This window comes from Mesorhizobium sp. M7A.F.Ca.CA.001.10.2.1, assembly GCF_003998575.1.
GTDB lineage: Bacteria > Pseudomonadota > Alphaproteobacteria > Rhizobiales > Rhizobiaceae > Mesorhizobium.
In genome coordinates this window covers 1-15,438 of record NZ_RZQY01000070.1, presented here as the reverse complement: position 1 = coordinate 15,438, position 15,438 = coordinate 1, and the positions used below count along the sequence as shown (strand labels likewise).

Annotated in this window: 13 protein-coding genes and 2 pseudogenes; 6 read left to right on the top strand and 9 right to left on the bottom strand. The window is 62.7% G+C overall.

The genetic code is table 11. From position 1 onward, the window contains the following. Positions 1–129, top strand: a pseudogene (locus EN964_RS38405) (methylenetetrahydrofolate reductase [NAD(P)H]); the annotation flags it as partial. A 474-nt stretch (positions 130–603) separates the two neighbouring features. Here EN964_RS38405 and EN964_RS07235 read toward each other — a convergent pair. Next, positions 604–1,521, bottom strand: a complete 918-nt coding sequence (locus tag EN964_RS07235) for a DMT family transporter (RefSeq protein ID WP_127267192.1) — start codon at positions 1,519–1,521, stop codon at positions 604–606. 200 nt (positions 1,522–1,721) lie between these two features. Here EN964_RS07235 and EN964_RS07230 point away from each other — a divergent pair, with 200 nt between their 5' ends. Further along, the gene (locus EN964_RS07230) at positions 1,722–2,942 is read left to right on the top strand and encodes an alanine racemase (protein WP_013530936.1); all 1,221 of its coding nucleotides are present in this window, start codon (positions 1,722–1,724) and stop codon (positions 2,940–2,942) included. Positions 2,943–3,051: 109 nt separating this feature from the next. Here the strand turns inward: EN964_RS07230 and EN964_RS07225 are convergent, their stop codons facing one another. Continuing rightward, on the bottom strand, positions 3,052–4,233 hold the full coding sequence (locus EN964_RS07225; RefSeq protein WP_023813162.1) for a lytic murein transglycosylase: 1,182 nt from the start codon (positions 4,231–4,233) through the stop codon (positions 3,052–3,054). Between the two features lie 298 nt (positions 4,234–4,531). Then, complete coding sequence (locus tag EN964_RS07220; RefSeq protein WP_023813161.1) at positions 4,532–5,332, bottom strand: GH25 family lysozyme; 801 nt, start codon at positions 5,330–5,332, stop codon at positions 4,532–4,534. Between the two features lie 228 nt (positions 5,333–5,560). Between EN964_RS07220 and EN964_RS07215 the strand changes: the two genes are divergently transcribed. Further along, entirely contained in the window at positions 5,561–6,940 is a 1,380-nt protein-coding gene (locus tag EN964_RS07215; RefSeq protein WP_127267191.1) for a serine hydrolase, read from the top strand. 18 nt (positions 6,941–6,958) lie between these two features. Here EN964_RS07215 and EN964_RS07210 read toward each other — a convergent pair whose 3' ends face one another. From EN964_RS07210 to EN964_RS07185, 6 genes are all read right to left on the bottom strand, one after another. Beyond that, complete coding sequence (locus EN964_RS07210) at positions 6,959–7,267, bottom strand: HigA family addiction module antitoxin (protein WP_023813159.1); 309 nt, start codon at positions 7,265–7,267, stop codon at positions 6,959–6,961. 9 nt (positions 7,268–7,276) lie between these two features. Further along, the gene (locus EN964_RS07205) at positions 7,277–7,573 is read right to left on the bottom strand and encodes a type II toxin-antitoxin system RelE/ParE family toxin (protein ID WP_127267190.1); all 297 of its coding nucleotides are present in this window, start codon (positions 7,571–7,573) and stop codon (positions 7,277–7,279) included. Positions 7,574–7,683: 110 nt separating this feature from the next. Further along, positions 7,684–8,367, bottom strand: coding sequence for a class I SAM-dependent methyltransferase (locus tag EN964_RS07200; RefSeq protein WP_127271461.1), 684 nt, complete (start codon positions 8,365–8,367; stop codon positions 7,684–7,686). Next, positions 8,364–9,662, bottom strand: a complete 1,299-nt coding sequence (locus EN964_RS07195; protein WP_127271244.1) for a DUF3419 family protein — start codon at positions 9,660–9,662, stop codon at positions 8,364–8,366. The genes EN964_RS07200 and EN964_RS07195 overlap by 4 nt, the downstream gene beginning before the upstream one ends. Before the next feature lie 133 nt (positions 9,663–9,795). Next, positions 9,796–9,990 carry a hypothetical protein gene (locus EN964_RS07190; protein ID WP_127271246.1) on the bottom strand — a complete coding sequence of 65 codons (195 nt, stop codon included), beginning with the start codon at positions 9,988–9,990 and terminating at the stop codon, positions 9,796–9,798. A 74-nt stretch (positions 9,991–10,064) separates the two neighbouring features. Then, entirely contained in the window at positions 10,065–14,015 is a 3,951-nt protein-coding gene (locus tag EN964_RS07185; protein WP_127271463.1) for a hydantoinase B/oxoprolinase family protein, read from the bottom strand. Between the two features lie 194 nt (positions 14,016–14,209). Here EN964_RS07185 and EN964_RS07180 point away from each other — a divergent pair, with 194 nt between their 5' ends. The 3 genes and pseudogenes from EN964_RS07180 to EN964_RS38400 form a co-directional block, all read left to right on the top strand. Then, positions 14,210–14,470, top strand: a complete 261-nt coding sequence (locus EN964_RS07180; RefSeq protein ID WP_081734943.1) for a hypothetical protein — start codon at positions 14,210–14,212, stop codon at positions 14,468–14,470. Positions 14,471–14,634: 164 nt separating this feature from the next. Next, entirely contained in the window at positions 14,635–15,354 is a 720-nt protein-coding gene (locus EN964_RS07175; protein ID WP_127268668.1) for a DnaJ family molecular chaperone, read from the top strand. Beyond that, positions 15,351–15,438, top strand: a pseudogene (locus EN964_RS38400) (N-acetylmuramoyl-L-alanine amidase); the annotation flags it as partial. The gene EN964_RS07175 and the pseudogene EN964_RS38400, both read left to right, overlap by 4 nt.

Below are 15,438 nucleotides of genomic sequence, written 5' to 3'. Positions count from 1 at the left end.
CTTGTCGAGCGCGGTGTCGGCGATTTCAACTGATACACCATGAACCGCGCCGATCTGGTCTTTGCCATCTGTCATATGATCGGCATCCGCTCGCACGAGGCGGCGGCCGCCGGATCAGCTGCGGCATGAGAGTGGGTTGAACGACAAAAGGCCGGGAAAAACCCGGCCTTTTGAATTGGTTGGACTATTTGGGTGCTGGTCTTCCCCGCTTTGGCGGTCAGGGAAGGAAGCCCATAATAAGGGCTCCGATAAAGGCGAACGCAGCACAGATCATCAATGCGTTGATAGGCCTCGTAAGTCCCATGACATAGCCTCCTCTTAAAGAGCTATGTCACGGAGTCTAGGTTCATTTGTGCCACAGGCAAGCGGAAAATGTGCTGCATTGCGACGTGATTGTGAAATCCGCGACATGTCTTTTGCCGTTAGGCTTTGAAACTCCTAAGCAAAAACCGGCTTCAGGCCTGTGAATAAAATGTGGCCGACTCGTGTCGCTGCCGTGTCATGGCAGCGCTACCGCTGCGGAAGCCGAATTCAACTTTCGCGATGCGGGGGGCAATTGGGTGGTTAGAGCATCCTTTGCGCGTCCAGTGGACGCGCGGCGCTCTAACGTCGGCCGAACAACCGCCCGTCAATGGTGACGAGGCCGAGCGCGATCAGCACCACGCCGCCGATTTCGAACAGTTCCAGCCGCTCGCCAAGGAACAGGAAGCCGAGCAGCATCGCGCTGGCCGGTACGACAAGCGTGACCAGCGAGGCATTGGTGGCGCCGGCCGAGGCGACGAGGTTGAAATAGAGGATGTAGGCGAAGGCGGTCGACAGCAGCGCCAGTGCCAGCACCGCCGCCCAGACCGGCGGCGAGGCCGAGAACAGGCCGGATGGACCGTAGGTGAAGAGCACGATCGGGATCATGATGATGGTCGATGCCGTCAACTGTCCGGTGGCGATGATCGGCGAGGGCACGCCCCTGAAGCGGCGGGCAACCATCAGCGCGACGGCATAGGACAGCGAAGCCCCGATCAGCGCGAATTTGGCCCAGACCGAGCCGCCGAGCCCGGCAAGCAGGCCGGGGCCGATCATGACAGCCGTGCCGGCGATGCCGAGCGCAATGCCGGCGAGCTTGTTCCAGGACAGCTTTTCGTCCGATGTCAGCGCGTTGGCGAGGATCAACGTCCAGAACGGCGTTGTCGCGTTGAGCACCGAGGCGATGCCGGCTCCGAGCTCCGTCTGGCCGGCGAAGATCAGCGAGAAGGGCACGACATTGTTGGTGAGCGCCAGCAGGAAGAACAGGCCGGCATGCGGAAGCGCGAGGCGAAAGGACGGGCCACGCAGACCGAGATAGATCTGCAGCGCAATCGCGGCAATGGCGACGCGAAACAGCACCAGCACCAGCGGGGGGAGCTCCGCCACCGCGATGCGCGCGAAGAAGAACGAGCCGCCCCAGATCGCGCCGAGCAGCAGGAGTTGCCCCCAATCCTTGAGCACCATCGGCCCGCGTGGTGCGGATGTCGCGGCCATTGCCATGTGAGTCGCCCTCCCAGACGTATGCCAGTCAGGCAGAAGCCATATCCGGTTCGGCGACAAGGGCCACCCGAAACGTGATTGATGGCAAACGCCTGCCGCCAAGACCTAGCGCCCCAGCGTCAGCCGTACGAGACACAGAATTGTTTTCATTAGCCGCTAGCTTGGATTAATTGTGCGCAGGCTAGATCAAGGATTCGTCGATGCAGCGATTCGAGAATGCCCGCGAGGCGGCACTGGCGCTTCGCCCGGACGATCCGGTCTATTGCTTCCGCCCGCAGGTGCTGATGGCGGATGCCAGGCAGTTCATGGGCATGTTCCCGGGCAAGACCGCCTATGCGGTCAAGACCAATGGCGAGCAGATCGTGCTGAAGACCCTGGTCGAAGCCGGCGTCAAGGCTTTCGACGTCGCGTCGCCGGGCGAGTTCGCTGCCGTGCGTGCCGTCTCTCCCGATGCCGAGATGCTCTACATGCATCCGGTCAAGGCGCAGTCGGACATCAAGCTGGCGCTGGAGAAATACGCCATCCGCGTCATTTCGCTGGATCACGAGGACGAGATCACCAAGCTGACGCGAGTGGTGCGGGCGCTCGATATCGATCCGGGCTCGATCAGCGTGTTCGTGCGGGTGCAGACCAAGGGCCATGCCGCCTACGAACTGTCGAAGAAGTTCGGCGCCGGGCCGGCCTATGCCGTCGAACTGGCCGAGCGGCTGAACCGCACCGGCTACAAGGTTGGCCTGTGTTTCCATGTCGGCAGTCAGATCGAGGATCCCGACACCTATGAGCGGGCACTGGCTTCCGCCGATTGGGTGCGCAACCGGCTGACCTTCGATATTGCCGGGCTCGACGTCGGCGGCGGTTTCCCCGCCGAATACGGCCATGACCCCAACCGCAAGCAGATCGAGATGCCGTCGCTCGGCCAGATCATGTCGCGGCTTTCGGGCGATCTGAAAGAGTATCAGTTCGACCAGATGCCGCTGGTGGCCGAGCCGGGCCGCGTGATCGTGGCGCGCTGCCTGTCGCTGATCGTGCGGGTGCTGCTGCGCAAGGGCAAGCGGCTCTACATCAATGACGGCATCTGGGCGTCGCTGTCGGATTCATGGACCGGAAAGATCACGCTGCCGGCGCGCTTCATTCCCGATCCTGCGATCCGCTCGCGCAATGGCGAGGAGAAGAACATCGTGCCGTTCAAGGTCTGCGGCGCGACCTGCGATTCCGTCGACATCCTGTCGCGGCCGTTCTGGCTGCCGGAAACGGTCGATACCGGCGACTGGATCGAGATCGGCCATATCGGCGCCTATTCGCTCTCGCTGCGGACCCGCTTCAACGGCTTTTACCCCGACACCTTCGTCGAGGTGACGACGCCGTTCGACGAGGGCGACGCGCCGCAGGGGTTTGCCAGTTTGGAGACGATGGCGGATTAGCGAATAGGGAATAGCCAGTAGCGAATAGGGAAGATTTGCCGAGACAGCAGCAAGGAAGGACTACCTTCTATTCGCTATTCGCTATTCGCTATTCGCTATTCGCTATTCGCTAAAGCTTCCCCAAAAGCTCCGGCGTCGGCCAGCCATCCACCGGCAAGCCTAGCCGCATCTGCTCCTTGCGGATCGCCTCGCGGGTGTTGGTACCCAAAATGCCGTCGACAGTGCCGACATCGTAGCCCCTGGCTTCCAGCTTGGTCTGCAGCGCCTTCATCTGCTCGTTGTTGAGGCCGGTCTCGGGATTGCGCGGATCGAACTGTTTTTCTCCCGCCAACCTGGCGGCGAGGTTGGCCGCGGTCAGCGCATAGGTGAAGGACTGGTTCCACTCGAGATAGACGTCGAAATTGTCATAAGCTAGGAAGGCGGGCCCCTTACGGCCCATCGGCAGCGCCAAGCCTGCCTTGAGGCCGTTGTCGACCAGCGGCGCGCCGCTGGGGTAGGTGACGCCCCATTGCGCCCACTGCGACAGCGGCAGCTTGTTGGTGCGACCGGTCTGGTCCCACGGCATGTCTTCGGGCACGCGGACTTCCTGGATCCAGGGCTGGTCGCGTTTCCAGCCGCGCGACAGCACTTTGTTGGCGGTGGTCATGATCACATCGGGCACGCTGCCGCGCAGGTCGATCTTGCCGTCGCCGTCGCCGTCGACGCCGCGTGCCAGATAATCTGAGGGCAGGATCTGCGTCTGGCCGATCTCGCCGGCCCAGGCGCCCCTGACATCGGCCGGCAGCACGCCGCGATCGATCAATTGCAGAAGCGGTATCAACTGAGGCCGAAACAGTTGCGGGCGGCGGCAATCATGCGACAGCGTCACCAGGGCGCTCAGCGTGTGGAAGTCGCCCTGCACGGCGCCGAAATCGGTCTCCAGCGCCCAGAAGGCGGCGATGATCGGCGCCTGAACGCCGAACTGCTGGTCGGCGCGGGCGAAGACATCCGCGTATTTCTTCATGTTCGCCGCACCTTGCTTCAGGCGATAGGCCGAGATCATGCGGTTGGAAAACTCGACAAAGGTTTGGGTGAAGACGCCCTGGGCGCGGTCGCGTGCCAACACCTTGTCGTCGAAGGTTGCCGCTTCAAGGGCGTCGAGACCGGCAGTGCCGACGCCGGCCGCCTTGGCTTCCGCGGCGACGCCCTGCTTCCACGTCTCGAAGTCGCCGCCGCATTCCTGCGCCATCGCCGGCAAGGCCGTGGCACACAGGGTCAGCGCAGCCGCGAGGACTTTGGAACGCAGTCGCATCAGCTTCCTCTCGAAACGAATAGCGGGCAGTTGTTGTGCTCCCCCGGAGGCCCAACGCCCTGAATTGCCGGCGGTTGCACTTTTCACCGCTGGCTGTGTCGAAAAGCAGGCGGCAGGCCCGGTGTCAACGGTTCTTGTGCCGCAGCCCCTTATTCCGCCGGCTTCTCTGCCGTTGCACCGGTGTCAACAGTGTTCTGCGGAGCTTCTTATCTCGGACGGACTCGCTGCCGTTGCACCGGTTCAACGGAAGCTCTGCTGGAGTGATTTGATCCATGGCGGTGCTGCCGTTGAACCGGTGTCAACGGGTGTTCTGCCGCAGCCACTTGTTCCAGGTGGCTTCACTGCCGTTGAAGACGTTGATGTCGGCCTTGCCGGTCATGCCCGGAATGATCCCGGTTCCTGTGTACTGCCAGAATGTGAAGGGGTGGCTGCCGTATTTCTCACGTGGATGGCCGGCGACAGAACGCAGCCAGTACGGATAGCCGCGAAACCCCGCCAGGCCGTTGTCGTCGAAGAAGTCGACCGAGGTGTAGATGATCGGCTTCTTGCCGTAGTGGCGTTCGACGATCTCGAGGAAGGTGGTCATCTCCGCGCGCACCGTGGCGGCGTCGGGACGCAGCCTGCAGGTCGGCGATTGTGGGTTCCATTCCATGTCGAGGACCGGCGGCATCGCCGAGCGATCGACGGGGACGTTGCGGATGAACCAGCGCGCCTGCACGGCAGCCGGGGTGCAGAAATAGTAGAAGTGATAGGCGGCGCGGGGAACGCCCGCAGCTTTGGTCCGGGTCCAATGCTCGTTGAAGTATTCATCGAAGCGATCGCCGCCCTCGGTCGCCTTGATGAAGGCGAAGGAGATGCCGCTGGCCTTGGCCGCCGGCCAGTCGACCGAGGTCTGGTATTTGGAAACATCGGTGCCGTGGACGGCATAGTTCCACGGCGCGCCGCTCTCCCATTCATGCGGCTTGGAATCGGCAAAGCGCGGCGCCCGGACAGTGACCGTCGGGCTGCTCGACGCCGACGGCGACAGTGGCGAGAGATCGTCTACTGTCGAGCACGCGCCAAGCAGCGCTAGCATAATGAGGCCCGCAAGACGGCGCATCGCAATTCCCGAGCCGGATTCAGCCGGTCGCTGATGGGTCTATACCTGATGGCCGGCTTGTGATTGGGCCCCCTCCGAGCGATCGCCCCACAGCATCGCTCAGCATATCCTGTGATCGCCGATCATGGTTGATAATCCGTTGATGGCGCTCGACAAGCATTGTGATTTGCGGAAGCAATGGCGGCAAATCGATGACATAAGGGCTCGCGCAGGGCCCGGAGGAAATAAATGCGGATCGTCGTCAAGATCGTCAGATGGCTGCTTGGTCTGATCGTGCTGGCGGTCGCCGCGCTGTTTGCGTGGCTATACATCGCGCCGCCCGAATTGATCCGCGTCGGTTCCGGCTATTCGGCCAAGATCGTCTGCTCGAATGTCTTCATCGCCGGCCGGGACGCCAATGAGGTGCTGGCCGTCGACGTGCAGGCGCCCGGGCATCCCCTGCTGCGGTTAATGCGTGTTTCGGTGGACAAGAACAGGGGAACGGTGTCTGCCGGCCTGTTCGGGTTCCTCGGCAAGAGCGTCGCTGTCGCCCGCGACGGGCTTGGCTGCGCTTCGGTTCCGGACGGCGATGTCGGCAAGGCGCGACGGACTGTGATCCAGGCGGAGCCGTCGGCGGCCACCATGGGCGACCTGTGGCCGGAAGGCGAGCGGGTTGAGGCATCGCAGGATCCGGTTGTTGCCAAGCTGCTGGACGATGCGGCGCTGACCGGCACCGGCATGCGGGCGGTGGTGGTGGTCAAGAATGGCCGCGTCGTCGCCGAGCGCTACGGCGCGGGCTTTTCCGCCAAGACGCCGCTGCTCGGCTGGTCGATGACGAAGACGGTGAATGCCGCCATCGTCGGTACGTTGGTCAAGGACGGCAAGATGGCTTTCGACGACAAAAACCTGTTTGCGCCGTGGAAGGCGGACGGCCGCGCCGCCATCAGCCTTGCCGAGATGATGGCGATGTCGAGCGGGCTGGAGTTCAACGAGGATTATGGCGACGTCGCCGACGTCACGCGCATGCTCTATCTCGAACCTGACATGGCGGGCTTTGCCGAATCAAAGCCGCTGGCGGCCGAGGTCGGCAAGGTGTTTTCCTATTCGAGCGGTACGGCGGTGATGCTGTCGCGGCTCTGGCAGCACGCGATCGGCGACAAGGCCAAGGCGCTGACATGGCCGCGCACGGCCCTGTTCGAGCCGCTTGGCATGCATAGCGCGGTGCTAGAGACCGACGAGCAGGGCACTTTCGTCGGCTCGTCCTATCTCTACGCAACCGCGCATGACTGGGCGCGCTTCGGCCAGTTCCTGCTGCAGGGCGGGGTGTGGAACGGCAACCAGATCCTGGCAACCGGTTTCGTCGACTGGATGCGCGAGCCGGCATCCGCCTCGAAGGTCTACGGCAAGGGTCAGTTGTGGATCGAGGCCCCGGGCGATGAGGAAAACCCCGGCGCCGGCGTCGCGGCAGGCCTGCCCAAGGACACGTATTGGATGGAAGGCCATGACGGGCAGACGGTTGCCATCATCCCTTCGGAGCAGTTGGTGGTGGTGCGGCTGGGGCTGACGCCTGCCAAACTCGGCTACCGGCCGCAGACGATGGTGGGGGCGCTGATCAAGGCGCTGCATTAGCGCGGCGCAAACTCTTTGCTATGCAGCTGTCGCCAATGGCTTGGCGCGGTCAACTCGCGCCCGCTCGTCGGGCGAGTTCATGACCTGCCAAAGATCGCTGCGGCGCTGGACGTTCAACCAGAAGTCCGGGCTGTTGCCGAACACCCGCGCCAGAATAAGCGCGGTCGCCGCCGTGACGTTGCGGCGGTCGTTGCACAATTCGTTCACATGCTTGCGCTGGACCCCCATCGCCTCGGCCAAAGCCGCCTGCGTCAGGCCAAGCGGCTGCATGAATTCTTCCGTGAGAATTTCGCCAACCGTTGCCGGCTTGCGTGCGGTCATCAACATGTTCTCACCTCATCTATAGCTGTGGTCGTCGAGATAGATGTCCGACGCCTCACCGCGGCCGCCGTCCCAGCGGAAGATCAGCCGCCATTGCTTGTTGACGCGTATTGAATGGAAGCCTTCGAGAATGCCGCGCAGCTTCTCGAAATGATTGCTGGGCGGCACACGCAAATCCTGATCGATCATCGCGTCGTCAATCATCTGGAGCTTGCGGAACAAACGGCTTTCGAGATCGGACGGAATGTTGCGAGAATGGGTGTCTTCCACGAAGAAGGCCCGCAGCCATTCATCCCTGAAGCCGATGATCACCACATGCTTCCATGCATGTGAGATAGTGTACCGCTCTCGGGGTCATAAGGCAACGTTGATCCAACGGATCGTGGCTGCTTCGCCTTTATGTGCCTTTCCCACGGCAATATTCAGGAAGTGATCTTGATAACCGCCAGCCAGGCATAGCCGCGATAAAGCGTGCGGAAACGGAAGCTTGCACCGGTTCGCCGCGATTCTGATTCCAGCACCTCGCGCAACGATTCACGCGGCGTGACGTGGAACTTTTTCAGCCAGCCGCGCAGCAGCGCCCGGAACCAGCCAGGCAGGCCTTCCTGCTGGCCGAAATCGACGATGTGCAGCGAACCGTTCGGCGACAGGGCGGCAAGCGCTGCCGATACTGTTTTTTCCCAGCCGGGGATCATCGACAGTGAATAGGACACGAAGACACGGTCGAAGCGTTCGACACCGAAGAGTGCACGGGCATCGAAATCGGTGGCATCGCCCCTTGCCAGCACGACGCGGCCGGACAGGCCCTCGCGATCGATCGCCTTTCCGGCCGTTTCCAGCATTTCGGCCGAGATATCGAGGCCGTAGAAGCGGGCATCGGGATAGCGGCGGGCAGCCAGGATGATGTTGCGGCCGGTGCCGCAGCCGAGTTCCAGCACGGTACCGCCGGCGGGCACATCGAGCCCCGCGATCAGCCGGTCGCGGCCGAGAAGATAGTATTTGCGTGTCAGGTCGTAGATGTGGCGCTGCCAGCGGTAGACGCCGTCCATCAGTTCGGCATGGTTGGCCTTGAATTCGGGGCTGGCCGGCAACTCGCTGGTGCTCATGCGGCGCGCTTCACGTAGAGATGGAAGCCGCCATAGATGGCCGAGCGATCGCGGGCCGAAAATTCGCGCGAAGCTTGGTCCTGATAATCCCACTGGTCAAGCAGCGAGCTGGAGACACGGCCCGGCAACAGGCTGGGCTCGGCGGCGGTGCGGAAGATGACGCGGGCGCCTGCGGAAGCGGTGCGGGTGATTTCCGTCCACAGTGCGTTGAGCTGATCGTCGGTCATCCAGTCCTGCGCGTCGAGCAGGACGAATCGATCAACGGAGCCTGCATCCTTGCCGGCGAGGAATTCGATCAGATTGGCATGGTGGATGGCGACGCGGTCGACATTGCCGCGGATGGTCTCGTAATTCTGTTTTTCGAGATAGGCGGGCAGGGCGGCCTCGCCGGGGTTCGGATAGCGCCGGGCGAAGGCCTGCCAGGCGAAATAGTTGTTCTCCAGTGGAAAATCGCAAGCGAGTTTTTCCAGCCGGGCTTTCAGCACGCTGGCCATGGTGCCGTCGCCCGACGTGATCAGCGAATCATACTGCGCCGGTGGAATGCCGAGGCCGAACAGCGAAGCCTTGCGCGACGTCGCCCATCTCAAAAGCTTCTTGTCGAAGACCGGCGCCAGCTCCTCGTTGAAGAATCGGCGCTGCTCGCCGATGTTCCTGGCCTGCATGATGCCGGAGGGGTCGACGCCGAAGAATTTTCCCGTGCGGTGGCCCATGGCGATGAACAGGCCGAGCAGGCCGGTCTGGTAGAAATTGCGGTCGAACACAGTGATGCGCCTGATGCCGCGCCAGTTGCGGCGCTCCCAGTAGTGACGGCTGACAGGATCGAGATGCGGCGCGATGAAACGGTCATACGCTTTCGAATTGTGGCTGGTGTCGGCGGCGCCGAAGAAGCGGAACAGGTCGCCCTGCGATGGCAAATGGCGCACCGCCTCCAGCTTCATGCGGTTCAGCGCGATGTGCGCGGTGTTGAGGTCGACGGCGTCGACCCGGGCCGGCGAGCGCGTGAGGTAGGCCAGAATGTTGCAGCCGCCCGAGGCGATGGTGACGACGCGGTGGCCCTGGCCAAGCTGCATCGCCTCCATGTCGACATCGGGGTCTTCCCAGATCTGCGGATAGACGAGGCCGGAGAACAGGAAGGCGAACAGCCGCTCCGAAATGCCGGCCTTCGACAGCGGGCGGTTCTGGTAGACGGCCTTTCCAACTTCCTTGCCGCGGCGAAAAACCAGATCTGCGGAAACGTCCGTCATGGCAAGATGATTCCCCATTTGCTTTGCCGCAAGCGGGTAGCCTAGGGTCATGACAAGCCGGTGACAGCCTGTTGACGCCTCCTGACAGAGGTGGCGCGTAAAATCAGTTGATACCGCCGCGCAACTTCATCTGGCATCAACTTGCGCACTATCGAAGCCCATGATACCGCCGCGAACACACCCCTTACTGCGAACCAGTTGCACGTGCGTCATCCTCTCCAAGTGTGAAGCCCCATTGATACGGAGTGAGGCCGATTGGCACCTTGCTGTAGGAAGGCATTGAGGGGACGATGCCGGGCTTGAGTGACTGGTATCCATCGAGATAACCGTCGTTGAAGGTCTTGCTCGGGTAGGCAGGAATGTTCTTCACGATGGACATGGCGACTTCTCCTCAGAATATTGCGGACATGCGCCCGCCTCTGGCTCGCCATGTCCGCGCCCGGCAAGCATTCGTCATTGCCCTCCGAACCCGCCCGGCGTCGGCGTCGTCAGGATGACGGCGTCTCCTGCCTGCAGCACTGTCTGGTCGCAGGCTTTCAGCATGTCGATTGTGCCGTCCTTGCGGCGGACTTTGGTCGAGCCGACCTCGCCATCGCCGCCCCCATCCAGCCCTTGCGGCGGCCGGTTGCGATGCGAGGACAGGATGGCGCATTCCATCTTTTCGAGGAAGCGGATGGTGCGCTTGGTGCCGTCGCCGGCGTTCCATTTGCCCTTGCCGCCGGAATTTTCCCGAATGTGGAAATCCTCGAGCAGTACGGGAAAGCGCAGTTCCAGCACTTCGGGATCGGTGAGGCGCGAATTGGTCATGTGGGTGTGGACGCCTGAGGTGCCGGCAAAGCCGCGGCCCGAGTTCATCTGGCCGGCCGGCGAGCCGGAACAGATCGTCTCATAGTACTGGTAGATCTTGTTGCCGAAGGTCAGGTTGTTCATCGTGCCTTGCGCGTTGGCCATGGCGCCCATGGCGCCGAACAGCGCGTTGGTGACATGCTGCGAGGTCTCGACATTGCCGGCGACGACCGCGGCGGGGTAGGCGGGTTTCAGCATGCAGCCATCGGGAATGATGATGTTGATTGGCCGCAGGCACCCGGCATTCATCGGGATCATGTCCTCGACCATGACGCGGAAGGCATAGAGCACGGCGGCTCGGGCGACCGGTTCCGGCGCGTTGAAATTATTCTTCATCACCGGCGAGGTGCCGGTGAAGTCGACGGTCGCCTCGCGCTTTTGCCGGTCGACCGTGATCTTCACCTTGATGATTTGGCCGGTGTCGGTCGGGTACTCATACTCAGAACTGTCGGGCAGCCGCTCCAGCACGCGGCGCACGCTTTCGGCGGCATTGTCCTGGACATGGCCCATATAGGCCTCGACGACATCGAGGCCGAAATGCGTGACCATCTTGCGCAGTTCCGCGACGCCCTTCTCGTTGGCGGCGATCTGCGCCTTGAGGTCGGCGATGTTCTGGTGCGGATTGCGGGCCGGATAGCGGTGGTCGGTGAGCAGCGTTTCCAGCTCCTTCTCGCGGAATTTTCCGCGATCGACGATGCGGAAATTGTCGAACAGCACGCCTTCCTCGTCGACCGTGGTGGCGAGCGGCGTCATCGAGCCGGGTGCGGTGCCGCCAATATCGGCATGGTGGCCGCGCGAGGCGGCCCAGAACAGGATTTCCTCCCCCCTTGAGGGGGAGGTGCCGCCGACGGCGGCGGAGGGGGTCGGATCGACCGGGTTCGACGCTCTTGCGGTGCCTTCTGAGAGGACCCCACCCGGCCGCTGCGCGGCCACCCTCCCCTCGAGGGGGAGGGAAAACACCGGCGTCACCACGGTGATGTCGGGCAGATGCGTGCCGCCATTGTAGGGCGCGTTGAGGGCAAAGACGTCGCCGGGGTGGATGTCGCCGGAATTCAGCCGGATGATGGTTTCGACCGAGCGGTCCATCGAGCCGAGATGTACCGGCATGTGCGGCGCATTGGCGACCAGTGCGCCGGTGCGATCGAAGACTGCACAGGAAAAATCCAGCCTTTCCTTGATGTTGACGGAATAGGCGGTGTTCTGCAGCGTCACGCCCATCTGCTCGGCGATCGACATGAACAGGTTGTTGAAGACCTCCAGCATGACCGGATCGGCCTCCGTGCCGAGCGCTGCCTGCCGGCGCTTTTTCTCGACACGGCGCAGGAGCACATGGTTCCTGGCGGTGATTTCGGCCAGCCAGCCCGGCTCGATGACGATCGTCTGGTTAGGCTCGATAATCAAGGCAGGTCCGGCAACCCTGTTTCCCGGTTTCAGCGCTTCGCGGCGGAAGATGGGTGAAGTGCGCCACTCTCCCTCGGTGAAGATTTCGCGGGTTTGCGAAGGGTTTACGGCAAGGTCTTCGGTTCGTGATTCAGTTTCGTCGCGCCCGGTACCGCCGGTGTCGGTGCCTTCGACGCCGACGGTCTCGACGATCATCGGCTTGTCGTCATAGACGAAACCGAACTGCGCCTTGTGGGCGACTTCAAAATCGCGCCTGGCCTGGAAAATCGAATCCGCCTCGAAATTCACCGGCAGTGTCGTGTCGGTGCCATCATAGCGAATGTGCAGCACCGGCTTCGTGGCGACGGTATCCTCGCCGATGCCTTGCGCCGCGAGTTCGGCCACAACGGCTTTTCTCAAAATGGCAATGAGGTTGCCGATCTCCGTTCTGGACTCTTCGGCAAGCGGTTTCAGCAGCGCTTGCTGGCGCGAGGCAAAGACCGAGGACAGGCCGATGCCATAGGCCGACAGCAGGCCAGAGAAGGGATGGATCAGCACCGCCTCCATGCCGAGCGCGTCGGCGACCAGGCAAGCGTGCTGGCCGCCGGCGCCACCGAAGCAGTTGAGGAGATACTCGGTGACGTCGTAGCCGCGCTGCACGGAGATCTTCTTGATGGCATTGGCCATGTTCTCCACGGCGATGGTGACGAACCCTTCGGCGACAGTCTCGGGCGACCGCCCATCGCCGATTTCGGCGGCGAGTGCCGCAAATTTTGCTCGCACCGTCTCGACGTCGAGCGGCTCGTCCTGGCCGGGTCCAAAAATCGCCGGGAAGAAATCGGGCTGCAGCTTGCCAAGCATGACGTTGGCGTCGGTGACGGCGAGCGGGCCGCCGCGCCGGTAGGCTGCCGGGCCGGGATTGGCGCCAGCCGAATCCGGTCCGGCCCGGAAGCGGCCGGCCTCGTAATGCAGGATCGAGCCGCCGCCGGCGGCGACGGTATGAATGCGCATCATCGGCGCGCGGATGCGCACGCCGGCGACCTCGGTGTCGAAGGCGCGTTCGTATTCGCCGTCATAGTGGGCGACATCGGTGGAGGTGCCGCCCATATCGAAGCCGATGACCTTGTCGAAGCCGGCGAGCCTGGCTGTCTCGACCATGCCGACGACGCCGCCGGCCGGTCCTGACAGCAGCGCATCCTTGCCCTGGAACATGTCGGCGGCGGTGAGACCGCCCGACGACATCATGAACATGAGGCGAGGGCTTTCCCTCCCTCTCGAGGGGAGGATGGCGGCAAAGGCGCCGGGTGGGGTCGGATCGACCGGGCTCGACGTCGTGGCGGTGCCTTCCGAGAGGACCCCCTCTGCCCGCTTTGCCGACTGCCCTTCGCTATGGCTTCGGGCGTTCGTCGCTGAAAAAGCCAAATCGCTGGCTTTTTCTCGGCCTTCGGCCCATCGCTCCTCACCCCCCTCGAGGGGGGAGAGGACGCCGAGCTCTTGGCCAACCCTTTGCACATAGCGGGACAGGATCGGCGACAGGTAGGCATCGACCACCGCGGTGTCGCCGCGGCCGACCAGCTTGATCAGCGGCGAGACCTCATGGCTGACGGAGACTTGGGCGAAACCAAGTTTGCGGCAGACTTTTGCCACCGCCTTCTCGTGGTCGGGGTATTTCCAGGCGTGCATGAAGACGATGGCGACCGCATCGATGCCATCGGCCCTGGCCTGTTCGATCGCCGGCCGGCAGGCGGCGATGTCGAGCAATTGTTCGACGCAGCCATCGGCGCGCACACGCTCGTTGATTTCGATGACCCGCTCGTAGAGCTGTTCGGGAAGGATGATCTCCTTGGCGAAGATGTCCGGACGCGCCTGATAGGCGATCTTCAGCGCATCACGAAAGCCCTTGGTGATGAGCAAAAGCACGCGGTCGCCCTTGCGCTCCAGCAGCGCATTGGTTGCAACCGTGGTGCCCATCTTGATGTCGCCGATCAGGCCGCTCGGGATCGTGTCGCCGGCCGACAAGCCAAGAAGGTCGCGAATGCCCTGGATGGCAGCATCGTTGTAGGCTTCGGGATTTTCGGAGAGAAGCTTGCGCGGGTGCAGCCCGCCTTCCGGATCTCGGCCGATGATATCGGTGAATGTGCCGCCGCGGTCGATCCAGAAATCCCATTTTGCGGTCATGACAGCCCCTGGCGCTTTTACGTTCAATCGGTGGTTCGGCACATGCTGTTAGTTCGCCACGGCCTGAGCGGCAATCGCAAATGAACCAGACGATGTTACATGTCGAAACGCAACGTTACGAAACTCATGGCCGTCTGACGCATTTGTCCTTCGACCGCTCACGGCAACGTGAGCGTGTGTTGAAGGAGAGACAAATGAAAAAGCTCATTCTCGCGTCCGTTTCCGCTCTGGCCTTGCTTGGCGTCGCCGCCTGCAGTGACAGCGGTACGGACAATACCACCACCCAGAGCACCAATCCGCCGGCCGCCGAGGAACCGATGAAGCCGGCTACTCCGGAAGCCACGCCGCCGGCCGCGACGCCTCCGGCAACGGATAATTCTACCACGAAGAGCATCACACCCGAGAAGCCTGCCGAGCCGGCTCCGGCAACACCAGCTCCTGCGCCCGCGCAGTAGTGAGCAAGCAGTACTTCGTGTGATGAATGAGAAAGGCCGGCTCGCGCTGGCCTTTTTCATATTGTCCGAGCGCCGTGGCGTTCGAGTCCGATCGATTTGTCGCGCAAAGCCTGCGGCACTGTCCCGGCTTGATAGGAGCGGGCGGTGGCTCTAAGAAGCAGGCCATGTCCATTTGGGATCGCCTCGGCGAATTCATCACCCGCGTTTCATCCTCAGCCTCGTCGGGTGTCGCCGACGTGGTCGAGGCCGTGCGCACGGTTTTCGCCGGCGATGCGGATTTGCGCCGGCGTGTCGCCTTTTCGGTGGCGATGATCGCGCTGTCGGCCAAGATGGCCAAGGCCGATGGTATCGTCACCCAGGACGAGGTGCGCGCCTTCCAGGAAATATTCGAAGTGCCGCCGAAGGAGACGCGCAATGTGGCGCGTCTGTTCGATCTCGCCCAGCGCGACGTGGCCGGTTTCGAGACCTATGCAGAGCGGATGGCGCAGATGTGCGGTTCCGGGCATTCCAATTGTGTGATGCTGGAAGACATACTCGACGGTCTGTTCCACATCGCCAAGGCCGACGGGCTGGTGCACGAGCGCGAAGGCCACTTCCTGCACCGCATCGCCGAGATTTTCCGCATCGACGAAGCGCATTACGAGACCATCATGGCGCGACATGTCAACCTGGGCGCCGGGGATCCTTATGTCGTGCTTGGCATCGAGCGCGGCAAGCCGTTCGAAGAGGTCAGGAAGCGCTATCGCAAGCTGGTTTCCGACAATCATCCGGACCGGCTGATCGCGCGCGGCCTGCCTCAGGAATTCATCAAGATCGCGACCACCAGGGTGGCGGCGATCAACGTTGCCTACGAGATGATCGAGCGGGGCCTGCGCCACGCATGAGCGGCTTTCTGCCCGACGAGCCACGTGCCGAAGTCAGGGTATCGCCGAATTTCGGCCCGCGGCGCGAGACGCCCAGGCCTGACA